Genomic DNA, 25,249 nt, shown 5'->3' with positions numbered 1-25,249 from the left:
ATTTAAGGCTATATTGTTAAAAATTATTGAAGATGTTTAATTCTGTCTGGAAAACACTGGCGTTGAGAAAATCTAAGAACAGATTAGATGTGGGAGGATTGTCTAAAAGGGATTATTTTGATAGGGTAAACTATGTGCGCACAGTAGCGGGGCTGCGTAATGCTTTGTCTGCTCCTAAACAAGTACAAACCAACACCAACCGGGAGGTGACTTTCAGAGGCTTGGCTTTAGGGGCCTCTCTGCGGGATGCCAAGCGCCTGTTGGGCAAACCCGAATTCCACGTGCATCAAGACCTGGATGTGGTGGGCCACGAAGTTCTTTTCTACTTCTCTTCCATTGGGTCAGCAAAGGTGACGCAGTGCCTGCACTTCCTGCACGGTAAATTCATCATGTGCCAAAGCATTGTGAAAACCCCTAAACCAGCCAGATGCAACGCTATCATCAAATCGGTGCTGGAGAAGTATAACTTGCTGCCTGAGGCGCAGGAGACTTTTGACCTGGAGAACATGTTCCCAATTTGCGATGCATCCCTGAACCGCATTGAGATGCACTACGCCTTTGACTTGACCTTTACCTACGCCACCGGCGATGCGCAGGTGCTGCCCATGATCCAGAAGGTGCAAGCCGTAGAGAAAAGTAGATCCGCTTTCTGGAAAGGTGCCTTCCAGGAGCAAGTGCGCTACGTATAGCGCAACTCAAAATACTTAGAAAAGCCGATGCCCTTTCTTCACTGGAGAAAGGGCATCGGCTTTTTGTTTTGGCGAAGGTCAGGTTAGAAACTCAGTTATGCCTGTTTTCTGTGTGATTCAGTAAAAAAGAGCCCTAAACAGCGAAAAAGAAAATAGGATGGAAAGGTGGGTTCTCTGTAACTTTTCTTAACTTCTTTCTACTAATCCCCTAGAAACCAATCGCTCCATCTAACCAAACCCTTTAACCACCATGGAACTCATCATCCAGAACCTTTCCAAAACTTACCCCAACGGCGTGCAGGCGCTGAAAAACGTGAACCTCACCATCCCTACCGGCATGTTCGGGTTGCTGGGGCCCAACGGGGCGGGGAAATCATCGCTCATGCGCACCATCGCCACGCTGCAGGAGGCGGACAGCGGCAGCATCAGGCTGGGGAATCTGGATGTGTTCCTGGAGAAGGACGAGATGCGGAAGGTGCTGGGTTATCTGCCGCAGGAGTTCGGGGTGTACCCCAAGGTGAGCGCCGAGGAGTTGCTGGACCATTTTGCGGTGCTCAAGGGCATCCATAACGCAAAAGAGCGGAAAGAGACGGTGGCTTCGCTGCTGCAGCAGACAAACCTCTACGACGTGCGTAAAAAGAACCTGGGCGGCTACTCCGGCGGCATGAAACAGCGCTTCGGGATTGCGCAGGCCTTGCTGGGCAACCCCAAGATCATCATCGTGGATGAGCCTACGGCCGGCCTGGACCCCGCCGAGCGGAACCGTTTCCACAATCTGCTGAGCGAGATCGGGGAGAACATCATCGTGATTCTGTCTACCCACATTGTGGATGATGTGAGCGACTTGTGCCGCAACATGGCCATCATCAACAAAGGCGAGGTGCTGGCCACCGGCGAGCCGCTGCAGGCAATTGAGCAGATGCAGGGCCAAATCTGGCGGAAGTTCATCAAGAAAGAGGAGCTGGCGCAGCACCAGGCCGAGCACGCCGTGATCTCGTCAAGGCTGTTCGCCGGCAAGACCATCATCCACGTGTTCGCCGATGCCCGTCCGGGTCTGGAGTTTGAGCCGGTGCAGCCCGATCTGGAGGATGTGTACTTCGCGACCATCAGCGGGGTGACCCGGAAGGCTCCGCAGCAGAGACCCGAAGCAGAAGTAATTGGCTAAGCCGTTTTGAGGCTATTTTCTACAAAACAGACCTAAAACGACGAAGCTATGTTCCTGAATATATTCCTCTTCGAGCTGAAGTACCGCCTGAAGCGGCCGGCTACCTATATCTACTTTTTCTTGTTCTTCCTGATGGCTTTGCTGTGCGTGTTCGGCGTGAGCGGGGTCTTTGGGGGCACGGTGATCATTGGCGGGGGCAGCAGTGTCTCGGTGAAGGCCAACTCGCCGTACCAGATCAACTGGGTCATCACCATCCTGAGCTGGTTTGGCGTGCTGGTGACCTCGGCCATGATGGGCAACCCCGTGTACCGTGATTTCGAGCACAAGACGCACTCGCTGTTCTTTACCACACCCATCTCCAAATGGAGCTACCTGGGCGGGCGTTTCTGGGGATCGTTCCTGGTGACCTTGCTGGTGTTCTCCGGCATTGCGTTCGGCTACATCTTCGCCTCGGCGGTAGCGCCGCTTTTCCCCTCGGTGGAGGCGTCAAGGTTCGGGCCGTTCAACGTCATGTCCTACGTGCAGCCTTTCCTGCTCATCGTGATCCCCAACCTGCTGCTCACCGGCGCTATCTTCTTCACGCTAGGTACGCTGACCCGCAACATGCTGGCGGTGTACATTGGGAGCGTGCTGGTGCTGGTGCTGTACGGCGTTTCAAGCGCTCTCACGAATGACCTGGACAATGACCTGCTAGCGAATTTGGTGGACCCGTTCGGGGCCTCGGCGGTGTACCAGACCACCCGCTACTGGACGGCGGCGGAGCAGAATACCTTGGTGCTGCCCCTGAGCCAGCAAATTTTTTGGAACCGTTTGCTCTGGGACGGACTTGCCGTTTTGCTGCTGATTATCTGTTTCTGGCGGTTCAGCTTCTCGTTCTTCGCGTCGGAAGGCAAAGCGCGCAAGCTCCGTCGGGAGGAAGCGCCGGGCATCATCGCCACGGCGCAACGGATTTCCCTGCCTAAGGTTAGCCAGGAATTCTCGTTCGGGCGCAGTTTCGGGCAGTTCTGGAAGCTGGCCAAGCTGGAGTTCAAGGGCATTGTCCGCAGCGTGTATTTCATCGCGATTGTGGTGGCGGGTATCATTTTCCTGCTTTCTACGGCTTCGCAGATCGGGAAGATCTATGACACCAACACGTATCCGGTGACCTCAGAGGTGGTGGCGATTCTGGGCGGTACGTTTGCGCTGTTCATGCTCATCATCATCACGTTCTACTCCGGCGAGCTGGTGTGGCGCGAGCGCGATGCCCGCATGAACCAGTTGTATGATGCTTTGCCTATTCCCAACTGGGTGCCGTTCACGTCCAAGCTGGTGGCGCTTATGGGTATTCAGGTGGTTCTAATGGCGGTGGTGCTGGTGTGCGGCATCCTCATCCAGGCGGCCAAAGGCTATTTCAACTTTGAGCTGGGGCTGTACGTGAAAGCCTTGTTCGGGCTGCAACTGGTGGATTACCTTTTGATGTGCGCGCTGGCCATGCTGGTGCAGGTGCTGGTGAACAACAAGTACCTGGGGCACTTCATCATGGTGGTGTATTACCTGGCCAACATCTTCAAGGGGCAGCTGGGTTTTGAGCACCTGCTGTACTCGTATAGCTCAGATCCGGGTGCGCCGTACTCGGCCATGAACGGCTACGGGCACTTTGTGGGGCCGTTCCTGCTGTTCAAGGTGTACTGGGGCGCGTTTGCCATCATCCTGGCGCTGGTGTCTAATCTGCTGTGGGTGCGCGGCACCGAGGCCCGCCTCAAGGGCCGTTTCAAGCTAGCAGCGCTGCAACTGAATAAATCCACCCTCATGGTGTTGGGCGCGGCGGCCATGGTGTTCATCGTCTGCGGCGGCTTCATCTTCTACAACACCAACATCCTGAATGAGTACCGCGACTCAGACGACAACGAGCGTTTACAGGCTACTTTTGAGAAAACGTACAAGAAATACCAACACCTGCCACAACCCCGCGTGGTGGACGTGTACCTGGAGACCGACCTGTACCCCAAAGAGCGCGAGTTCCACTTCAAAGGCCATTACTGGCTCAAAAACAAAACGGGCGTGGCCATTGACTCGGTGCACCTCATGCTGGACGATAACGCCGTGATCAAACAACTGGAATTTGCCCGTCCGGCCAAAACCGTGCTGTTCGATAAAACTATGGGCTACCACATCTTCCGGTTGGCCCAGCCGCTCCAGCCCGGCGATTCGGTGAAACTGAACATGGATTTGCTGTACCAGACCAAAGGCTTCAAGCAGCGCAGCTACAACACCGGCATCGTGTACAATGGCACGTTCATCAACAGCCAGCTGCTGCCGCACATCGGGTACCAGGAGGCGTTGGAGTTGGGCGATGACGATACCCGCAAGGAAAACAGCTTAAAGCCGAAGGAGCGCATGGCCAAAGTCAACGACCTGAAAGCCCGCCAGAACACCTACATCAGTAACGACGCCGACTGGATCACCTTTGAAACCGTGGTGAGCACCGTGCCCGATCAGATTGCCTTAGCGCCCGGCTACCTGCAGAAGGAGTGGACCAAGAACGGCCGCCGCTACTTCCACTACAAGATGGATTCGCCCATCCTGAACTTCTATTCCTTCCTCTCCGCCGACTATGAGGTGAAAAAGGACAAGTGGAACGACGTGGCCATTGAGGTCTATTACCAGAAAGGCCATGAGTACAACCTGGACCGCATGATCAAAGGCGTGAAGAAGTCGTTGGACTACTACACCGCCAATTTCAGCCCGTATCAGCATCGGCAGGTACGTATCCTGGAGTTTCCGGGCTACAGTGCCTTTGCGCAGGCGTTCCCCAATACCATCCCGTTCTCTGAGTCCATCGGGTTCATTGCCGATGTGGATGACAAAGACCCCGAGGACATTGACTATCCGTTCTATGTGACCGCCCACGAGGTGGCGCATCAGTGGTGGGCGCACCAGGTCATTGGGGGCGATGTGCAGGGCTCCACATTGATGTCCGAGACCATGAGCCAGTACTCGGCTTTGATGGTGATGAAAAAGGAATACGGTGCCGAGCGCATGAAGAAGTTCCTCAAGTACGAGATGAACAACTACCTCTTAGGCCGGGCCGGGGAGCGCAAGAAAGAACTGCCGCTGGCGCTGGTGGAAAACCAGCAGTATATCCATTACCGCAAAGGATCGGTTGTGATGTACGCCTTGGCCGATTACATCGGGGAGGACAAACTGAACGCGGCCCTGAAGGAGTACGTGCAGAAAGTGGCGTTCCAGCAAGCGCCGTACACCAACTCCGTGGAGTTTTTGAGCTACATCCGTAAAGCCACACCCGATTCCCTGCAGTACTTGGTAGACGATATGTTTGAGAACATCACGCTCTACGAGAACAAAGCCACCGAGGCCTCGGCGGTGAAGCAGAAAGACGGCTCTTACAAAGTATCGCTTACCGTAGACGCCAAGAAGTTCCGCGCCGACAGCCTAGGCAACGAAAGCCCCGCCCCATTGAACGACTACGTGGATGTGGCGGTGATCACCCGCAAGAAAATTGCCGGCACCTGGCAAGATGTGCCCCTGTACCTGCAAAAGCAGCGCATCAAGGCCGGCCTGAACAAGATAGAGGTCATTGTGAAGGAGAAGCCGGAGCGCGCCGGCGTGGATCCCCTAAACAAGCTCATTGACCGGAACCCCAATGACAACACCAAAGAGGTGACGGTGAAATCATAACCACTTAATCTTCACGATGCTTTTGGAAAGGCCCGGCTGTTTAGTCGGGCCTTTCCGTTTTTGGGGCTCTAAACAACTGACGGTAGCAGTGTCAAGCCGCTAGGTAATTGTAATACTGGTAAAGCAGAAGGCCACCATGTGAAAGAAAACTTCCTCTCTGGAGGGGGTAAAAGTGGAGCTTTTCTTGCTCAAATTCATGGTTGTTTACCGGTGCTTTTCACTGTAAAGTGCTGTAGACGATTTTAGCTAGATTATTTCTGGATTTATCCAATTTTTCGAGAAAGTGAGGTTTGAATGATTAGGAATGAAGCTGTTTGTTTAAGATGCTGCTATTCAGTGTGATGAAAATATATATTGGTATTGTTAAAAGTTTAAGTCAAAGGTTTTTGGCTTGAGTTTAAATAATTTTGATTGGAAAAACATAAGATTTAAAGGTTTAATCATAAGGACCTAAAAATGATATGATTTTCCCGCTGCCATTTTAGCCTTTTTTACTGCTGTATAGGGTAGTTCCGGTATGTAATCGGAATTTCTTCAGAAAAGATTTGCCTTCAAAAACCTTATTTAAATCATTTAGAGGCTGTTTTTGTAAAAAAGTTTCTTTTTTTATATATTTTTTCATATAAACTCTTGCTTTGCGTATAATTGATCCCCTATATTTGTCTCATTCTAGTAAGGAATTGTAGTATTTTAATTCAGTGAAATAGCTGTCAGCCTTACCGGGAAATCAGGTTAAAAATTTACGGTTTCAATTAAGGTTTAAGGGGAAAGATGCAACGGATAAAGGTTGTGGTGAGCATGTTGGTTCTGGTAATGGCTTCTTTGCAAGCTTCTGCCTTAAATCTTCAGCTTTCTTCCGGGGCTGGAACCAGAATTAAAGAGCTTACGCAGCTTATTAAGCAGCAACCGGGCAATGTCCAGGCCTATGGCGAGCGAGCTGCGGCCCGCATGGAAGCCAGGGATGTTTACGGGGCTATCAAAGATTACACCTTCGCTCTGACGCTGTCTGAAGAAGATAACCAGACATATCTGCTGGGCCGGGGAAACGCTTATCTGGAGATAGGTGCCTACAAAGAGGCCTTGAGAGACTTTGACGCCATTCTGATGAATGGAAACTCTACCGATGCTTTGTACGGCCGGGCGGTAGGCAAGTATTACCTGGATGATTTCTTTGGAGCAATAAGGGACCTGGATGAAGTAGTGGCGGTTGCCCCCCAGCACTCAAAGGCGCTGTGCAACCGTGGAATTGTGAAGTTGGAGCTTAACCAGTTAGAGGACTCTGTCACGGATTTGACGCTTTTTCTGACGCATTATCCAGACCACCAGGAGGCTACCTATGCGCTGCAGGTGGCAACAAGCAAATTGCAGCGGCGTACTGCCAAGCGCTGACCTTTAGCGGCTGTTTAAAGGCACTTTACTTACCAGAATCCTTACCTGACACCTTTGAGGGTGCTGCTTTCTACCATATCGTAAAACAACAATCAAACAAAAAACTTACAATTATGAAAAACGCTTTACTTACTTTTTGCTTTTTATTCGTGTTGGTGATGAATGCCGTGGCCCAGACTGGCCCTGCTAACCCAGCCGTAGAGAAAACCTGCAACTCGGTGACTCGCCTGATGGTGCAATCCATCGGCCTGAACGAGAGTGAATACCTGCACCTGAGAGTTCTGAACCAGCAGCGCCTGGTGAAAGCCGCTGAGGTTGCCAAGATGTACAGCAACGATGCCGACATGCGCGATGCCCGCCTGAAAGAAATTGAGACCACTTTTGAAACCGAATTGTTCAAACTGCTCAACAGCCGCCAGGTAGAAGCTTACACAGAATTCAAAGCCAAGCCAGAAGGCAATTTCCTGTCTATGGTGAAAGAAGTAAGCAAAGCCGGCAAGAACTAGCTATCAGCCAAATTAAAAAGAGAGGCCTACTCCCCCGGAGCAGGCCTCTCTTTTTTATGTAAGTAGGGGTAAGATTTACCCCGAGATTCTCCTTTAAGACTGCGGTTTCTGGGCCAAGGTCTTGCTCAGCACATCCCACACCACTACACCTACGGTCACGGAGATATTCAAAGAGTGCTTCGTGCCGAACTGCGGAATCTCCAGCACGCCATCTGCGGCTTTGATCACCTCATCCTCCACGCCAAACACCTCGTTCCCGAACACAAACGCGTATTTGCCCTCGGCCCACGGGCTGAAATCCGCCAAAGAAGTACTCCCCTCGGCCTGTTCCACGGCCCACACCTGGTAACCGCTGCTTTTCAGGCCTTCCACCGCCTCCAGGGTAGAGGGTACATGTATCCATTCCACCGATTCTGTGGCCCCCAGCGCCGTTTTGTGGATTTCTTTGTTGGGCGGCGTGCCCGTAATGCCGCACAGATAGATCTTCTCCACGGCAAAGGCATCGGCAGTCCGGAAAGCCGAGCCCACGTTATGCAGGCTGCGCACGTTGTCCAGAACCAACACCAACGGATTTTTTTGCTTATTTTTGAAGTCCTCCACTGAATCGCGCTGGAGATCTTCCATGCTTAGTTTACGCATAGTTGAAAAGGTAATCGGCCGTGGGCCGGAATGTCCTGCAAAGGTAACACATTGTGGGCATAGGAACGTTTTTGCCCCGTGTCAGGAAAATCGGGCTGAAAACCTGTGCTCTGGGGGAGGGCGCAAAGAGAGCGGACCTGTTTTAGGGCGGTTTTTAAAAATCAGGCCCGAAACAAGGCCGCCAAACAACAGAAAGTTGTGGAGGCTAATCTAGAATTAGCACATCAGCACATTACATAATTAGCACATTATACCGCTTTGGCTAAGACAACTGCAGAGTTCAGCGCCACGCCGCTGATGAAACAATACAACGCCATCAAGGCGAAACACCCGGGCGCGCTGTTGCTCTTCAGGGTGGGGGACTTCTATGAGACCTTCGGGGAGGATGCTATTAAGGCCAGTAAAATCTTAGGCATTATGCTTACTAAGCGGGGCAACGGATCGGCGTCCGAGACGGCGCTGGCCGGGTTTCCGCACCATTCGCTGGATACCTACCTGCCCAAACTGGTGCGGGCCGGGGAGCGCGTGGCCATCTGTGACCAGCTGGAAGACCCCAAGACCGTGAAAGGCATTGTGAAGCGCGGCGTGACCGAGCTAGTGACCCCCGGCGTGTCTTTCAACGACCAAGTGCTGGAGCAGAAACGCAACAACTACCTGGCCTCGCTGCACTTCGGGAAAGGGCAGATGGTGGGCATTGCCCTGCTGGATGCCTCCACCGGCGAGTTCCTGCTGGCCCAGGGCGATGCCGGATACGCCGCCAAGTTGCTCCAGAATTTCAGCCCTGCCGAGGTGCTCTTCTGCAAAGGCAAAAAGGAGACGTTTTTCCAAACCTTCGGGTCCGATCTCTGCCATTATGCTTTGGATGAGTGGGTGTACAGCTATGATTTTGCGCTGGAGGCCCTTACCAAACAGTTCAATACCACTTCGCTCAAAGGTTTTGGCGTTGAGAACTTAACCGAGGGCATCACCGCCGCCGGCGCCATACTGCATTACCTCGCTGAGACCCAGCACCACGACCTACGCCACATCACGGCCCTGGGCCGATTGGAGGAAGACAAGTACGTGTGGCTGGACCGTTTCACCGTGCGTAACCTGGAGCTGATCTACCCGCAGCACCCCGAGGGGGTGCCCCTGATTGACGTGCTGGACCACACCATTACGCCCATGGGCGGGCGCTTGCTAAGAAAATGGCTGGTGTTGCCCCTGAAAGACGCTGTCCAAATCCGCCGCCGCTTAGACACGGTAGAAGCCCTGCAGGCCCGTCCGGATTTGTTACAGGATATTCACCATTACCTGAAGCAGATCAATGACCTGGAGCGCCTCATCTCCAAAGTGGCCGTGCGCCGGGTAAACCCACGCGAGCTGCTGCAATTGGCAAGAGCGCTGGAGGCCACGCTGCCTATCAAAGAACGGTTGGCGGTGAGCGGCGTTCCCGCCCTGCAGAAACTATCGGATCAGCTGCTGCCCTGCGAATCCATTCGGGACGAAATCCAGAAAACGCTAAAGCCCGATGCGCCCATGCTCACAAACCAGGGCAACATGGTGCAGATGGGCATTAACCAGGAGCTGGATGAATTACGGGCCATCGCCTTCTCAGGTAAGGATTACCTGTTGCAGATCCAGCAGCGCGAGATTGCAAATACCGGTATTTCCTCACTGAAAATCGCTTTCAACAAAGTGTTTGGGTATTACCTGGAGGTGACGCACGCGCATAAAGACAAGGTACCCAGCTCGTGGATGCGGAAACAGACCCTGGTGAACGCTGAGCGTTACATCACCGAGGAGCTGAAAACCTACGAGGAGAAAATTCTGCACGCCGAGGATCGCCTGTACGTGATTGAGCAGCGCATTTTCAACGAGCTGGTACTGAGTGCCGCCGAGTTTGTGCCCCAGATCCAACAGAACGCCAAAGCACTGGGCATGCTGGACTGCCTGGCCAACTTTGCGCAGCTGGCTACCCAGAACAACTACGTGAAGCCCGAGGTCAATGACAGCACCATCCTGAACATCACGCAGGGCCGTCACCCGGTAATTGAAAAGCAACTGCCTTTAGGGGAGCGTTATGTGCCTAATGATATCCGGCTGGACAACGAGGACCAGCAGGTGATCATTATCACGGGACCAAACATGGCCGGTAAAAGCGCCTTGTTGCGGCAGACGGCTTTGATTGTGCTCATGGCGCAGATAGGATCGTTTGTGCCCGCTGAGGCTGCGCAGATTGGGGTTATTGACAAGATATTCACTCGCGTAGGCGCCTCAGACAACCTGAGCCGGGGCGAGAGTACGTTCATGGTGGAGATGACCGAGACGGCCAGCATCCTGAACAACCTCTCGGATCGCAGCCTGGTGCTTATGGACGAGATCGGGCGCGGAACCAGCACTTATGACGGCATTTCCATTGCCTGGGCTATTGTGGAACACCTGCACAACGCGCCCAAAGGCCGCGCCAAAACCTTGTTCGCAACCCATTACCATGAATTGAACCAGCTTACGGAGGATTTCCCGCGGGTGCGCAACTTCAACGTGAGCGTGAAAGAGAGCAACGGCAAGATCCTGTTCATGCGCAAACTGGTGGAAGGCGGCAGCGCCCATAGTTTCGGGATTCAGGTGGCCCAGATGGCGGGCATGCCCAACAGCGTCGTGATCCGGGCCAACGAGATCATGCACCACCTGGAACAGGAGAAAATCGCGCACCCACACCAGGATCCGCAGGAAACCCTCAAAAGCCTGCCCAAGCAGCCCTACCAGCTCAGCATGTTTGAACTCAACGATCCGCAACTGTTGCGCATCAAAGAGGTCTTCGAGAAGCTGGACATCAACACCATCACCCCGGTAGAAGCGCTTTTGAAACTGAATGAGCTGAAGATGTTGGTGGATGGCAAAAGAGAAAAGGTCTAAAGGAATTCTGAGTCTATAGTTCTGAGCCCTAAGTAAAGGATTGAGGGCGGAAGCCGTTTCGGGGCTGTTTAAAGCAAAACAGCCCCGAAACGGCTTTTGTGCTTCATGGCTTTGCCTTGGGTTCACCATTTGCAGCTAGGGAGCTTTGGCTTACGGATGGGGAAAGTTAATTATGAAAATTTTAATCAATTCAGAAGCAGCTTAACCCAGTAATGTGGCCAAAGTAGGAGCTAAAGGCAGGGCTTTAATAGGACCGGAACGACAGATTCTTATCATTGAAGCAGTTTTTTGCGCACTCTCCTGCTGCACTCCCGGAAAATGCTAGTCTGTTTCAGACCCGTTTTCCGGAAAACAGCCTTAAAACAGGTGTAGGGCAATAAAAGGAGTAAAATTTTTCTCCCTGATTTTCAGTAGGATTAGCTATTTGTGAAGATTTTTTTTAGGTCAGGGCTTGACTTCGTGATTTTTGTGCTTACCTTTGTATCACTAATTCAAACAGCGAATTAGAAAACGCGAAAGTAGCTCAGTTGGTAGAGCGCGACCTTGCCAAGGTCGAGGTCGCGGGTTCGAACCCCGTCTTTCGCTCAAAGTTAAAAGACGTTACCTCGGTAACGTCTTTTCTTTATCTGCCTATTTCGTTTCCTTCTTGGGAAATGAGGTCGCCGGGATGGTGGAACTGGTAGACACGCAAGACTTAAAATCTTGTGACCATTAGGTCGTGCGGGTTCGATTCCCGCTCCTGGTACGAACACTAAAACAAAGAGGCCCCGTAAGTTCAAGCTTACGGGGCCTCTTTGTTTTAGCTAAGTTCATGGAAGCTTAGATTGATAAAGCCCTCCTATAGCTTCAAAATTGTGGTTCTAAAACAGGAACTATCTCCTTGTTAGGTTCTCTGATGGTAGCGGTGGGCCGTCGGTGGAGCAGGCTTCTGGCGATTAAAATGATGGCAAAGATCCAAAGCAGGAGGCCTAGATACAGTTTTAGTTCTGTCTTGTCACTGGGGGATAAGAGGGCCGCGGAAGTGTCCAGGTAGTAAGCTTCCTTTCCTCGCATGATGAGCAGCAGTACAATGGCGCCGGTCCCAAGGGTTTTTACATAGGACTGCTTGAGTAAATTGCTCATTTTTTCATAAAGCCAGGTAAAGTCGGTGAAGGCGAGGTACACCATGCTGTTGGCGATGAAAGGGATGTTGAGCAAAAACGTGTTGGTTACATGAAAGCTGCAGGCAATGAGGAGCCACAGCCGCCACGCTTTCCGGGAGTGAAGGAGAAAGAACAGCGGAGACAATTCAAATACCACGGCTGTATAGTCAAAGACCTCCAGCAGCAAAGGCGGAAAGTAGTTGACATAGTCCGCAAATAGATAACGCCGGTCAAGGGTATAATATCCGTCATTGAACCATCCCAGAAACCCGTTTTTTGTAGGATCAAAGTCTAGCCAACTGAGGGCCTTTTCAAAACCTGCCGAGAACATAGCGAAGCAGAGTAAGATGCTAAGCAAAGAGAGACTTTTGGAAGGAGAGTCAAACCTTGATGCTTTGTCTGGGAGCACCGCTAAGTGTCTTCCCCAACCGGAGAAAGACATGCATAGCAGTAAGGAATAGATCAGGATGGAATGGTCTATTTTCCCGAAGGAGAAGTTAAAATTCAACCCGATAAGGCAGGCAAAAAGAAAAACCAGGGTAGAGATTCTTGCCTTGACTCCAATGGTGAAGCAAACTAAGCTGAGCAGGACCACGCCGTCTAGCAGGTAGAAAAAGGTTGGTGCCGGAAACCCTCCAAACAGGTTGGCCAAGCTGAGCAAAGGAGGAGTGAAGAGTGCCTGGGGAGCCCCTACAATCCAACTAAAACTAGGGACGTAGATGGCTAACATAAAAAGGCCTACCACAATCCGGAAAGCACTTAGGGCTTTTACATTTTCAGGGGTGGTAGACAAGCAGACTCTTTCCCAAAAGAGCGTATTTACTTTATTGGTCCAGGCGTAAAGTGTTTTCATAAGCTACTCTGCTGTTTAATTTTCGGCCATCCGGGATAGAGATAGTTTCCACCGTTTGAACCACCTTGAGGCTGGACTCCTGGAAATTCTGTTGCTTCAGCTTTTTGCCTAGCCACGCTCTTGCCTCCTTCTTGTCCTGCTCCGTAATTTGCTTAGCCCAGGCCATGCTTAGGTTTCCGGCCAGTTCAGATTGTATACCGGGCCTAATGGCACCAGCATTTTCTTTGAGGCCAAATTCCTTCGCCAGGATAGGGTTTAAGTATTGAATAGGAATAGGGTAAAGCAGGCGTGCATTGTCAACCTTGCTCCAGGTGCCCTCTGTGTTGAGGGCATATAAAGAGGTGAATTTTACCTTTGTTTTGTCTGGGTCTACATCCACTGTGCCCGATCCGGATGGAAGCATCACTGCCGGATAAGGCTCTAAAGCAACTCCATACTTAGACCTCAGGAAGTATGGTATTAGCAAAACAGCCAGAAGCACCAGGGTAAATCTTAGGGAGAACATATCAGAAAATCTTTGTCTTTCTAAAGACTGATACCAGGTGGTAACTAAAACATTCTCAATTTCTACAAGGGCCGGCTGCCATTCTTACAAGTAAGGATGGCCAGGTATTGAGCGGATTTGCTCTGCTTGGGCCATGCGCGGTATTGCTATTGCTTAAAGATTCTAAAATATTTCAGCCATGTCCTGTCCAAAAGAGAAGGCCGAAAATGAGAATAAGGTTTAGGGTGGCTCAACTGCTCAAGATGAGGCGCATACTAATAAGTTTGGGAGTGATTAATATGATAAGTAACACAATTGAGTGGGTCAAGTTAAATTTTATACGTATAAAATGCAATTATATGTTTTGTAAATGTCTATTTCCTAGGTGTTTATATAGGCAAAACTGCAAATAACAAACCCAGGAGAATTGTTGAGTAATAGGATTATTAAAAGTTTGGTTGTTGGAAAAGTTTATCTGTAAACATCTAAATGAGATACACTAAGCTTACTAACAAAATTGAGGTGCTATGAAAAATACAATAATGTTAGAAAAAGTTATAGTAGTACTGGCATGTATGTAGCGTGTTTATATTTGCAGATGAATCATCTAGGTGCCGTTCTGGTTAAAACAGTGAAGTAGCTAAAGGAAGTTAAAGGTGATTATAGTGCAATTATTACTGGGTTGGGCGAAGTTGCAATGTGTTTTAGGAAAATCCGGAAGAGCTTTTTGCTTAGTTACAGCGTGTATCACCTGCTATTTTTTCTTGTAAAAGTAAAGATTTACAGCCGAGGCCAACCCTTTTTCGCTTAAGGTGAAGTAGCCTGAGTCTGCGGCGGCAAACGTGACAGCCTCTCCTTGGGGCTCAATGGTGTAAGGCAGAGTATTGAACTCCTTAAGTAGGAACTCTTCCAGCGGTTCGCTGCCTTTCTGCTGATAATGGTATAAGGCAGAGTAGGTTTTTACAATTGCTTCCTTCCCGCTGCCAGAAAGGGCAGCGCTTACCACGTAGGAGTAGGGTAGATTCCCCACCAATTCTGCCGTATTCATGGCCGTAGAGGAGAAGGGGTAATTTAGTTTGTAGACCCGGGAAAGCGTGTCTGTTTTGGTAATGATTAAAATGTTCCTGGTCTTTGGGTCAATAAGGAAGGCCTCCGCATCATGCGAGCCATCGGGGTATTTGAATTTGACCACCGAGATGTTCCTGATGGTGTCTGTTGAGGCCGAAGGTTCTTTAAAACTGTAGAAAGCATATTCCCGGGCGGTTTTGTTGTTGTCGCCAATATCTGCCAGGTAAATCTGGTCTCCAAAGATGGCCATGTCTTCCCAGTCTCGGTTTTTGGCGCCTTTTAGGGGTATTTTTTTTAAAACGGCCCCTTTGTGGCTGAGCAAGTACAATTGGGCCGGATTCCCGCTGTCTTCCTGTACCCAAAGATGACCCGGTACGGTTTTGCTATCAGCAATGCCAGAGGCCTCATTGATGATGGGAACAACCAGGGTTTTGGTGGGTTCCTCGTTTTGGTCTGGGGTAATCTTGGTGGTATCCTCCAATTTGCTGCAACCCGATAGCCCCAGCAGCAAAGAAAAGAAAAAGTCAAGCAGCAGGTATGTTTTCATAGGAATCCCTTTAAAGTAAGAATAGGAAGGTTTACTTTGATTGAGGAGACTTGCGGGGGACGTAAGTTTACAGTTTCTGGCCGGCTTAAGGGCATACAAAGGCCTTTAAGACGTAAGTCTTTTTGATTCCCAGAAAGCGTTAGATTTAAGAGTAAGTTAATTTATAAAATCTGAAATCCAATAAATTAATGGATTAAGCTTATAGTTCTATCTGTTCTGCTGATTTTTGGAGAGAAGGAATGAGCCTTCAGCAAAAGGTAGAAAGGAATTCAGAAGATACAGACCAATTAAATAACAGGTAGATAGAGAAGCATGGATTCCCATCCAAACAATGGGTTTCTGCTTAGAAGCAGGCTGTCTGTATTTTAGGGCTGTTTTTGATAAATTAGCATAGATAGGCTTCCTGGAAGGTGCTTGAGTTCTCTGCTTTCAGAAAGCCTTTTACGTGTAGGCCTCTTCAAATTCAATAGAGAATTCCGTGCCTTGGTTGAGTTCGCTCTGCACATGAATTTTGCCGCCCAAAGCCTCTACCTGCGTTTTCACCATGAACAAGCCCATTCCTTTGCCATCGGTGTGGAAGTGGAACCGCTTGTAGAGACCAAAGATTTTATGCTGATGGCTCTTCAGGTCGATGCCCAATCCATTATCGCGGAAGGTGATGATGTTTTTGCCGTCTTTTCTGGAGCCCTGGATCTCAATGGCCGGTTTTTGGTTTGCCTGCCGATACTTGATGCTGTTTGAGATAAGGTTGGAGAAAATGCTGTGCAGATAGCTTTTGATGGTGTAAATCTTGTCCAAATCAGAGAAGTCCGTTTTAATGGACACTTTTTCCTTGGTCATGACGCCGGAGGTCATTGACCGGATATCGTCTACCAACTGGTTCAGGTCCACCTGCTCTTTGCGTTCGTTCACCTCTTGGCGCACCTGCAGCACGTTGTTCAAGTCAATGATCACCTCATCCAGTTTGTCTACCGAGATCCGCAGTCCCTCCATGGATTTATGGAAGAGCGGATTTTCCGGGGCAAGCGTCTTGATGAGGTTTGAGAGCCCAATGATGTTGGCCACCGGCGCCCTGAGGTTATGTGACACAATGTAGGCAAACTGCTCCAGGTCTTTGTTCCGCTGCAGCAAATCTGCGGTGATGCGCTCTTTCTCAATCTGGGTCAGTCTTTCCTGGGTCACGTCCTGCACAATGCCCAGCAGCTTTTCCCGCTGGCCCAGTTGGTTTGTTTCCTTCTCAAACTCATGGAAGAGGTACCTGATGTCGCCATTCTTGCGCACTATGCGGCAATCAAAGTGGCAGGATTTGGCCGTGGTAGAAGCCAGCGTGTTTCTCACCAATTCTTTCACCCGGTCTACATCCTCGGGGTGGATGAACTGCATGAAGGCGAGAAAGGTGGGCTCCGTCTGGGCAGGTGTGGTGTCCAGAATCCGGTAAATCTCCTCTGACCAGATGGTTTCCCCGGTTACAAGGTTGTATTCCCAGCTTCCCAGGTGAGACAAGGCCTGGGCTTCTTTCAGGCGGGATTCGCTTTTCTCCAGTTCCTTAAAAGCCTGGAGCAAAGCGGCCTCAGCGTCTTTTTCTGCGGTAATGTCCCACCTGATGACCAGGAATTGGTGCGGAGCGCCTGTGTCGTCCTTAATGGGGACAATGGTGTTGGCTGTCCAGTAAGTGGCCCCGCTTTTAGACATGTTTTTTATTTCGCCCTTCCAGATATTGCCGCTGTAGAGCGTTTCCCACATCTTTTCATAAAACTCCTCTGAGTGGTAAACTGCATCATTGATGCGGTGGCTCTTGCCTATGAGCTCATCTTTGCTGAAGCCAGACAGCACGCAGAAGTTGTCGTTGGCGTAGATGAGGTTTTTGTTCTTGTCCGCGATGGCTACAATGGAAGATTGGTCAAGGGCGTACTTGTAGTCAGAAATCTCTTTGATTCTCGCCGCCAGGTTCTTCTCCAGCGAAACGTTGAGGCTTTTCAGGAGTTCATCGGCTTCTTTCTGCTCATTGATGTCTACGAACGCCGTCACCAGGCATTCACGGCCGTCCAGGTGCACCAGGTCGGCGTGGGCGGAGATGTGGCGGATTGCCCCGTTTTTGGTTCTGGCCTCCAGTTCCAGAGATCGTAACGGACCCTTTTCGCGCAGTTCCTTGATCAGCATGGGGCGGTCCTCAATCCGTTTCCAGATGTTCAGCTCAGCGCTGTTTTTGCCTATGAATTCTTCCTTTTCGTAGCCAAAGAACTGCGCGTAATTGTCATTCACTTCCAGGTAAACACCCGTCTCGGCCTCCGAGATGCATTTCATGATGGGGCTCTTGTAGAAGATCTGCGAGAAAAGGGCCTCGCTGTCCTTCAGTTTCTGCTCGGCTATCTTGCGGTCGGTGATGTCTTCAAAAGCCAGAAGCAGGCACTCCTGGTTGTTGAGCAACACTTTTTCAATGTTGTAGAGAACGTCTCTTGTGCGGCCTTTGGCCTTTACCTGCATCTCAAAGCCATTTACTTTCTGATCCTGGGTTAACCGCTCCATGAGGGCTTTCCTGGCCGAGTTGTCAACAAAGATACCGGCGCTCTCCGCAGTTTTGCCAATAACCTGTTCCCGGGTATGGCCGAAGAAACCAAGGGCGTTGTCGTTAGTGTCCAGGATGTTTCCGGTGGCGGCATCTACCAGTGAAAGCATGGTGGGACTTTTGTAGAAAAGGCTGGAGAAGATCTGCTCTTTTTCCCTGAGCGCCTTGGCGGTGCGGCTGCGGTTTACCAGGTGCTTGTTGATGAGCCAGTAAGTGGCAATGAAAAAGAAAAACATGATGGCCGAGAAAGCCGCGAAGGTGGCAAACATACGTTGCGTTCTTTCCGTGGCATCTGCGTCGGCGAAATGGAGCATGCTCCGTTCTTTTTCCTCTACCATGTGCACCAGGGCTTTTATCTGGGCCAACTGGCTTTTCAGGTGCAGGGCAGAGGCTCCTTGTTTTACTGGATGGTTCCTGGCCTGGGAAACCAAGGATGCCGCCTGGCGGGTGAAGACTTCTGCGCGTGCGGTAATATTCCTGATCTGGGCGGTTTCCTGGATGTCTGTGACGCCGGCCTGCTGCAGGGCCTGCAGGTGCCGTGGGTAAAGCGAAGCGCCTGCCTGGTACTGCGCAAGTGAGTTCTGCTGCCCAGATGCCAAAAAGGTGGTGGTACCTTCTTCTATGTCCTGCAGGTTGTTGTACAGGCTTTCAATTGATTTGAGAACCCGCAGGGAGACTTTCTCCTGGCGGTCTATGGAATCATTCTCCTTCAGGTTGAAATAAGCAAGTACGGTGAAGAACAGCAGGCTCAGGAAAGCTACCAGGAAAACACCAAACAGGGTACGTTGAATATGCATGACCAGAAAGCGTAATGAAATTTAATATGGAATATGATAGAATGAATATTTGAAGGTGGGTCTGTAAATTTGGCTTCCGGGGCTGATTGCAGCAGAAACCAAATCTCGGGGAAAGGGGAGGGTTGGCGTATGTTTCTGCGAATTTAAGGCTTAGTTTTGGTAAAATAGTCCCAGTGTCAACGCAAATTCTAGATTTATTGTATAAAATATTATCTCTGGTGGGGAAAAATGATAGCTGCAGACTACCTAATCCATATTTTCTGACTTGGGGGTAAACTAATCAAGGCGCTAGAAATGTTCCGAGGGAGAGAGTCAATGTTGGCCAATCAATCAAATTCATCTGCCATCTGAAATGGATGCACAATTCTGGTTTTTCTATGCAGTGCTAGCCGCCCGGTACCTGGTTATTGCGGGCTTGGCTTTTGTGTTGTTCTATATTTTCTTCCCTAAGAAATTCGCCGGCCGTAAGATACAAGCCCTGTTTCCCCGCCGCAAAGACTACGCGCGCGAAGTGGGGTATTCGTTCTTTACTTTTCTGGTGTTTGCGCTGTATGGGGTGTTGCTGTCTTCAAAGTACGTCCTGCCGCACACGCAGATCTATACCGATATTTCCGCGTATGGCTGGGCTTATTTTGCCTTGAGCGTGGTGCTGGCGCTGGTGATCCATGATACCTACTTCTACTGGACCCACCGGCTCATGCACCATGCCCGTCTGTTTAAGCTGTTCCATCTAACGCACCATAAATCGGTGAATCCCTCGCCATGGGCGGCTTTCTCGTTCAGTCCGCTGGAAGCAGTGGTGGAAGGCGGGATCATCTTTGTGGTGGCTTTGCTCATTCCCATCCATCCGCTGGCCATTGCCCTGTTTCTGCTCCTGATGACCGTGTACAACGTGTATGGTCACCTGGGCTATGAGATTTACCCCGCTTGGCTAGTGGACAGCCCGGTGGGCAAATGGCTGAACACCTCCACCAACCATAACATGCACCACAAGTTCTTCAAGGGCAACTATGGGCTCTACTTCCGGTTCTGGGACGAATGGCTGGGAACCACCCACACAAAATACAAAGAAACCCTGTCCAAGCTGGTGAGTTCAGGCAAGCCGCAGTAATTCAGACGGCCGGTTTTACGACATGAGCCAATTCTCTGAGGAGTAAATAATAAAAGCGCCTCGTAAGCCAGACTTGCGAGGCGCTTTTCTATGCTGTTTTTACGAAATCAGCCTCTAAACAGAAGTTGCTTTTTAGGGCTGTGGTCAGGTGCTTACTTGGCTGGTTTCACTCCCTCTGAGGTCATGACCACTCGTTTCAGGGAGCCGTCTTTGTTGTAGTTCAGGTAGTCAATGCAGACGGAGCGCCGGAAACTGCCACCCCCCGGCTGAATGCCACCGTTGTGATAAATGAAGTAGCTTTTGCCTTTGAAGTCTATGATGGCCTGGTGGTTGGTATTGGAGTTGCCCGCCAATTCGTTCAGGATGCCTTTGTACTCCCACGGACCTTCAATGCTTTTGCTCGTGGCGTAGGCGGTTTTCTCGGGGAACTGGTAGGCGTAAGACAGGTAATACAGGCCATTCTTCTTGTGTACCCAGGGCGCCTCAGTGAAGTGCGGGAGCTTGATGGTTTTGATAGGGCCGTCCAATTCGGTCATGTTCTTCTTGAGCTTGGCGTAATGCAGGGTGGTGTTGCCCCAGAAAATGTAGGCCTGGCCGTTATCATCAATAAACACGGCCGGGTCAATGTCATCCCAGCCAATCTTGATGTCGGTGGTCATGTCATTGGTGATGAGGGCAGAGCCGCGGGCATCCTTGAATGGTCCGATGGGGTTGTCTGAAACGGCTACGCCGATGGCTTTCCCGGGGATGGTGGCGTGTTCCACGGTGGAGAACCAGTAGAATTTACCGTCCCGCTCCACTACGTGCGAGGCCCAGGCTTCGCCTTTGGCCCAGTTGAAGTCTTTGGCCCGCAACGGCACCTTGTGCTCGGTCCAGGTCACCATATCCGGGGAGGAGAAAACAAGCCAATCGTTCATGAAATACCCCTCGCGCTGGGCCTCATCAAAACCGGCGTACAGGTACACCTTGTCTTTGTACACCAGGGCCGCCGGATCTGCGGTGTATTTGTGGGTAATAATGGGGTTGCTGGTAGCTTTGAAAGTGGTATCTGAGCCTGCAAGAGTTGAAGCCGAGGCCGCACCTGTAAAGCAGCCCATGAGCGCTGCCGCAACAGTGGCTTTACCAAGTGTTGTAACTATATTTTTCATGCTTATTGAGGAGTGGATGAACAGATAGCCAGGTGCCCGATGCGTTTCAGGCCTTCTTTCTGGAAAACAGGTCACAAGCGGAAACTTGGGGAATTTGTTTTGGGGTTGTTTTTAGAAAATCAGGCTTAAAACAGAAATCGGATACCTGTTGGCTGATCTTGGGAAACTCAAAAGAAAAAGCGTGGCCAGAGCGGATAATTCTGCTGCTGACCACGCTTTGGAAAGATTACTTCATCTCCAGCACCACCACCGAGAATGGCGGAAGGTCTACCTGCAAGGTTTTGCCTTTCAGCTTTGCGCCTTTGAAGGCAGTTGGTTTGATCAGGTCTGGTTTGGCAAAGGTGTTATGGTCCTGCAGGCTTTTGGAGGCCAGCACGCGACCTGATACGGACTTGTAGGTGGCTCCGTCAATATCAATGGAGATTTCCTGCTTCTTTTTAGGGTCAATGTTCACCAGAGACACGTGGGTAACGCCGTTCTTGTCACGGGAGGCCGATCCGTTCACCGCAGTCAGTTTCTGTTCACCCAAGGTGTAGTCAGTGCTTTTCACCGTGAGGGGCAGGTAAGTGGCATCCTGGTGCACGTTGTACATCTCCATCACGTGGTAAGTAGGCGTCAGGATCATTTTCTCCTCATCGGTGAGGATTACGGCCTGCAGCACGTTGATGGCCTGCGCTAGGTTGGCCATACGCACGCGGTCAGAGTGGTTGTTGAAGATGTTGAGGGTAGAACCCGCGATCATGGCATCACGCATGGTGTTCTGCTGGTACAGGAAGCCTGGGTTGGTACCTGGTTCCACTTCGTACCAACCACCCCACTCGTCTACTACCAGGGCTACTTTTTTCTCTGGGTCATACTTGTCCATGATGGCAGAGTGCTTCTGGATAAGCTCGTCCATGAACAGCGCCTGTTTCATGGTGGTGAAGTACTGCTGCTCATTAAAATTCACGGCCGGGCCTTTCTTGTCCCAGTTGATCACCGAGTAGTGGTGCAGGGCCACGCCCTCAATGAGGTTTTTAGGGATTACCTTCATCAACGTCTCTGTCCAGTTGTAGTCAGCCGAGTTAGCGCCGGAGGCAATGCGGGTCAGGCCGCCGGAGTTGTTCCAGTCAGATACGAAGGTGGCGTACTTGCGGTACTCGTTGGCGTAGTACTCAGCGGTCATGTTGCCGCCGCAGCCCCAGGCCTCGTTCCCGATTCCCCAGTACTTCACTTTCCAGGGTTGCTCACGGCCGTTCTTCTTGCGCAGGGCAGACATAGGGCTTACGCCTCCAAAGTTCACGTACTGTACCCAGTCGGCCAGTTCCTGCACGGCGCCGCTGCCCATGTTGCCGGCCAGGTAAGGCTCGGTACCCAGCAGTTCGCACATGTTCAGGAAGTCATGCGTCCCGAAGCTGTTGTTCTCGGTTACGCCTCCCCACCAGGTATTCACAATGGTAGGGCGTTGGTCTTTGGGCCCGATGCCGTCTTTCCAGTGGTAGGTATCGGCGAAGCAGCCGCCTGGCCAGCGCAGGTTAGGAATCTTCAGTTTCTTCAGGGCATCCACCACATCGTTCCGCACCCCGGCGGTGTTAGGAATTTTGGTGTTGTTTTCGCCCACATAAAACCCGCCGTAGATGCATCGGCCCAGGTGCTCGGCAAAATGCCCATAGATGTGGCGGCTTATGGTTCTGTCTGGCTTGGCAGGAACGGTAAGAGTGGCCGTGTTTTGTCCGTAAGAGCCTAAGGAGCTCAGCAGGAGAAGAAAACTCAGGATTGCGTACTTCATACTTTAGGGCTGTTTTGGTAGGGATTCTCTGTTAAATTTTAAAGCTAGCTGATTTTTATTCGTAAAATTTGCAATAAATATAAGTGTATTTATTACAATTATAAAACTTATTTTATAGATTTTGGCTTTCTTATACTAGTTTATAAGATGGTATTTGGTAGGTTGAATATTTTTTAAATTTCCTTATCCAACAAAGAGGGGCTTAACCTTTATAGGTTAAGCCCCTCTTTGTTGGATAAGGAAATGCCTTGTTAAGATTTAATTAATTTGGATCTTTTGAGTAGGGGCATAAATCATTTCCTCTATGCCAGCCATCTTTATACCCACTCTAGCATAAACATAACCTTTGTTCGCAAGGGCTGCAGGAATACCTAGTGTAAGAGTTTGTACATTGGCAAGCGACTCAGGAGCTGGCCACCAAATATCAGTTACCGCTGCCCAATCTCCAGCATCTACAATTGTTGTCTTTCCTAAGTAGTACGTGATTCTTTCAATCTGTCTCCCCGGAGTTACTTCCCGCACATTAAGGGAGACTGTAACGTTGTTCCCGTTGCGCTGAAATTGTTCGTTTTCAATTACGTAATAGGGTTGTACTGGAACATCTATATTAGTTGAGCCTCTTAATTGTACATCTATACTGTCACTATTGTCTACCCAAGGTCCATTACCTCTTAGTAGTACTAGTTTGTAGTCTCCATCAAATAAAGTAGCAGAATAGGAGCCATCTTGCGCTACAAATACAGGAATCTTTTCACGAAAGGCATAACCTTTTTGCCAAAGTTCTAGCTGTACGCCTCCACTTCTAAGACTAAGCGGTTGCCCATTATAAACAACACGACCTGTCAGCGTTGACTTGGGTGGTTCAAAATTATCATGTTCATTGCATCCGGATAGCATTATTCCAAATGCTAACATCAGATTAAATATTGCTTTAATTCTCATGATTCCTCTATTAATGGAATGGATTTCTTACAATTTTAGGGTTGTTATTGATCACGTTTTGATCAATAGATGAGTAGTAATTACCTAATCTGAAGGTATGCGGAGAAACAAAGCGAGGTGCTCTTAGTTTCTCAAAAACATACTTATTATGTTGTGGAGAACCAGGGCGTACTACTCTGTAAGGGTATAATGCATAGATTACTGCATCCGGGCTATTGGTATTGCCATCCCATATTTCATGGGCAATTCTCCAGCGCTTTGCATCCCATACACGATGATCTTCAAAGGCTAATTCTACTGCACGTTCATTTCTTAACCTGGCCATTGTTAGTGTAGCCAAGCTATTTGCTCCGAAGCCTGCTCTCTCCCGTACTTTATTCGCATAACCTACAGCCTCATCCTGGAAGCCCAGTTCAAGCGCGGCTTCGGCTCCATTCAATAACACTTCAGCAAATCTGAATCTTACCCACCACATAGTACTTAGTTGGCTGCGTGAACCAGCCCCCGCCTGAGGATCTAAGTATTTTCTTAGATAGAATCCTGTATTGGTGGTTTCCAGTTGTGAACGGCGTGGTCCATCAGCACCTGTTAACAAGCCTCCATCTGTATAGGTAGACCCAAGGTTGCCTTCAACATTCTCGTAGGTGGTACCATTCCAAACCTTAACTCCTGCCTGAATTTCTGCTTCTACTCCCCTGAATGACGTTCCAGGGTAGATAACCGTACCATACAAGCGAGCATCTTTATTAGCAAAGATATCTTCAGGGCTATCATAATAGATATAGTCGCTATTGTCAGCTGTTCTGGTTTTTAACGTACCCACAGAGCCATCTAGGTACTCAAATTTCTCTACTAAATTAAGGGAAGGAGTGACAGCGCTTGGGCTAAGGTTATCCTCTCTTGCTGAGAAAAAGATGTTGTCATAAGTAAAAAAATGGGTTTTGCCTTTAGCGAAATCTTGCGCTAAAATCACCTCTGGGTTACTAGACTTCTTGGTCACAGCCTCAAAGAAGTTTTCCCCTTTATCTGGATTGCCCTGATATAAAGAGTATGACCCTGATGTGATGATTTCTCTTGAGGCTTCTAGAGATTCAGTGAAGTACTCGTTTGCTCTGGAGGCAGGTATCCCCACCTCACCACCAGGAGTAGTGATGGGCGAAGCCATTAGGTTGTTGTATTTGGCTATTGAGCCAGCATAGAGCATGGCTCTGGATTTAAGTGCCAGAGCTGTGAATTTATTTGCCCTCGTCTTGCTGCCTGCATTTCCCAATTGGTCCTTTATCTGATCTACTTCGCTGGAGATAAAATCATAAATGGCTTCTTCTCTGCTTCTTGCGACCTGCAAAGGGGTAGGATCGCCACTAAAATCATATATCAGTTGAGTTGTTACCAGAGGTACTCCGCCCATTCTCTTAACTAATTCAAAATAGTTAAGTGCTCTTAAGAACCTTAGCTCTGCTATGAATGAATTCTTTTGAGCCTCGGTCAGACTTGTTGAGGCACCTATCTTTTCTATGGCAAGGTTGAGATCTCTAACAAGGTCATAATTCCACAACCTCATTCTGTCATAATTATAAATGGGTTGGTTGTTTCTCCACTCGTCATTGCCAAAACCAGACCACATAGCCTCATCATACTCTGCAAATGCTTGCCAACCACCCGTAAGCGACTGGTGAGCTGGAATGCGGTCATAGTAGTTTGCTAATACAGACAGAATGATATCAGGGTCATTCCAGGTCTGTTCGTCTGTTATAATTTCCTGAGGATCACGATCCAGCCAATCCTCCTCACAAGATGAAGAGGTGATTAGAACGGCACTTAATAAAAAGCACTTTAGTATATTTTTCATTTAAATAGCA

At 49.8% G+C, this 25,249-nt stretch carries 16 protein-coding genes and 2 tRNA genes; 9 read left to right on the top strand and 9 right to left on the bottom strand.

Features of this window, described 5'->3' with window-relative positions; all coding sequences use genetic code 11:
- Positions 1–32: 32 nt before the first annotated feature.
- The 5 genes from J3P34_RS05220 (at position 33) to J3P34_RS05200 (ending at position 7,427) form a co-directional block, all read left to right on the top strand.
- Positions 33–689: a hypothetical protein gene (locus J3P34_RS05220; protein WP_210486782.1), complete on the top strand. Its 657-nt coding sequence runs from the start codon at positions 33–35 to the stop codon at positions 687–689.
- A 250-nt stretch (positions 690–939) separates the two neighbouring features.
- Positions 940–1,854, top strand: coding sequence for an ABC transporter ATP-binding protein (locus tag J3P34_RS05215; RefSeq protein WP_210486781.1), 915 nt, complete (start codon positions 940–942; stop codon positions 1,852–1,854).
- A gap of 48 nt (positions 1,855–1,902) precedes the next feature.
- Positions 1,903–5,532, top strand: a complete 3,630-nt coding sequence (locus J3P34_RS05210; RefSeq protein ID WP_210486780.1) for an ABC transporter permease/M1 family aminopeptidase — start codon at positions 1,903–1,905, stop codon at positions 5,530–5,532.
- 771 nt (positions 5,533–6,303) lie between these two features.
- The gene (locus J3P34_RS05205; RefSeq protein ID WP_210486779.1) at positions 6,304–6,921 is read left to right on the top strand and encodes a tetratricopeptide repeat protein; all 618 of its coding nucleotides are present in this window, start codon (positions 6,304–6,306) and stop codon (positions 6,919–6,921) included.
- 113 nt (positions 6,922–7,034) lie between these two features.
- Entirely contained in the window at positions 7,035–7,427 is a 393-nt protein-coding gene (locus tag J3P34_RS05200) for a hypothetical protein (protein WP_210466714.1), read from the top strand.
- 93 nt (positions 7,428–7,520) lie between these two features.
- Here J3P34_RS05200 and J3P34_RS05195 read toward each other — a convergent pair whose 3' ends face one another.
- Positions 7,521–8,066 (bottom strand): RNA methyltransferase, encoded by a 546-nt coding sequence (locus J3P34_RS05195; RefSeq protein WP_210486777.1) that lies wholly within the window; start codon positions 8,064–8,066, stop codon positions 7,521–7,523.
- 258 nt (positions 8,067–8,324) lie between these two features.
- On the opposite strand from J3P34_RS05195, the gene mutS reads away from it, so the two are divergent.
- The 3 genes from mutS to J3P34_RS05180 all read left to right on the top strand — a co-directional run bounded on the left by mutS (position 8,325) and on the right by J3P34_RS05180 (position 11,709).
- Positions 8,325–10,964, top strand: a complete 2,640-nt coding sequence (gene mutS / locus J3P34_RS05190) for a DNA mismatch repair protein MutS (protein WP_428480427.1) — start codon at positions 8,325–8,327, stop codon at positions 10,962–10,964.
- Between the two features lie 512 nt (positions 10,965–11,476).
- Positions 11,477–11,549 (top strand) — tRNA-Gly (locus J3P34_RS05185).
- Positions 11,550–11,625: 76 nt separating this feature from the next.
- Positions 11,626–11,709 (top strand) — tRNA-Leu (locus J3P34_RS05180).
- A 101-nt stretch (positions 11,710–11,810) separates the two neighbouring features.
- Here the strand turns inward: J3P34_RS05180 and J3P34_RS05175 are convergent.
- The 4 genes from J3P34_RS05175 to J3P34_RS05160 all read right to left on the bottom strand — a co-directional run bounded on the left by J3P34_RS05175 (position 11,811) and on the right by J3P34_RS05160 (position 18,421).
- Positions 11,811–12,959 (bottom strand): hypothetical protein, encoded by a 1,149-nt coding sequence (locus J3P34_RS05175; RefSeq protein ID WP_210486775.1) that lies wholly within the window; start codon positions 12,957–12,959, stop codon positions 11,811–11,813.
- The gene (locus J3P34_RS05170) at positions 12,931–13,362 is read right to left on the bottom strand and encodes a hypothetical protein (protein WP_210486773.1); all 432 of its coding nucleotides are present in this window, start codon (positions 13,360–13,362) and stop codon (positions 12,931–12,933) included. The genes J3P34_RS05175 and J3P34_RS05170 overlap by 29 nt, the downstream gene beginning before the upstream one ends.
- An 835-nt stretch (positions 13,363–14,197) precedes the next feature.
- Positions 14,198–15,058, bottom strand: a complete 861-nt coding sequence (locus J3P34_RS05165) for an SdiA-regulated/phytase-like domain-containing protein (RefSeq protein ID WP_210486771.1) — start codon at positions 15,056–15,058, stop codon at positions 14,198–14,200.
- Positions 15,059–15,499: 441 nt separating this feature from the next.
- Positions 15,500–18,421 carry a PAS domain S-box protein gene (locus J3P34_RS05160; protein WP_210486769.1) on the bottom strand — a complete coding sequence of 974 codons (2,922 nt, stop codon included), beginning with the start codon at positions 18,419–18,421 and terminating at the stop codon, positions 15,500–15,502.
- 352 nt (positions 18,422–18,773) lie between these two features.
- Here J3P34_RS05160 and J3P34_RS05155 point away from each other — a divergent pair, with 352 nt between their 5' ends.
- Positions 18,774–19,532, top strand: coding sequence for a sterol desaturase family protein (locus tag J3P34_RS05155; protein WP_210486767.1), 759 nt, complete (start codon positions 18,774–18,776; stop codon positions 19,530–19,532).
- Positions 19,533–19,684: 152 nt separating this feature from the next.
- On the opposite strand, the gene J3P34_RS05150 is transcribed toward J3P34_RS05155, so the two are convergent.
- From J3P34_RS05150 to J3P34_RS05135, 4 genes are all read right to left on the bottom strand, one after another.
- Entirely contained in the window at positions 19,685–20,680 is a 996-nt protein-coding gene (locus tag J3P34_RS05150) for a glycoside hydrolase family 43 protein (RefSeq protein WP_246853540.1), read from the bottom strand.
- A gap of 226 nt (positions 20,681–20,906) precedes the next feature.
- Positions 20,907–22,448, bottom strand: a complete 1,542-nt coding sequence (locus J3P34_RS05145) for an alpha-N-arabinofuranosidase (protein ID WP_210486765.1) — start codon at positions 22,446–22,448, stop codon at positions 20,907–20,909.
- 258 nt (positions 22,449–22,706) lie between these two features.
- A complete protein-coding gene (locus tag J3P34_RS05140) occupies positions 22,707–23,390 on the bottom strand; it encodes a DUF3823 domain-containing protein (RefSeq protein WP_246853539.1) in 684 nt (227 codons plus the stop codon).
- Between the two features lie 10 nt (positions 23,391–23,400).
- On the bottom strand, positions 23,401–25,239 hold the full coding sequence (locus J3P34_RS05135) for a RagB/SusD family nutrient uptake outer membrane protein (RefSeq protein WP_210486762.1): 1,839 nt from the start codon (positions 25,237–25,239) through the stop codon (positions 23,401–23,403).
- Positions 25,240–25,249 lie beyond the last annotated feature (10 nt).

The sequence above is a fragment of the Rufibacter aurantiacus genome, assembly GCF_017916345.1.
GTDB classification, from domain to species: domain Bacteria; phylum Bacteroidota; class Bacteroidia; order Cytophagales; family Hymenobacteraceae; genus Nibribacter; species Nibribacter roseolus.
The sequence above is the reverse complement of the archived record's forward strand: the minus strand, read 5'-3'. Positions and strand labels throughout refer to the sequence as shown.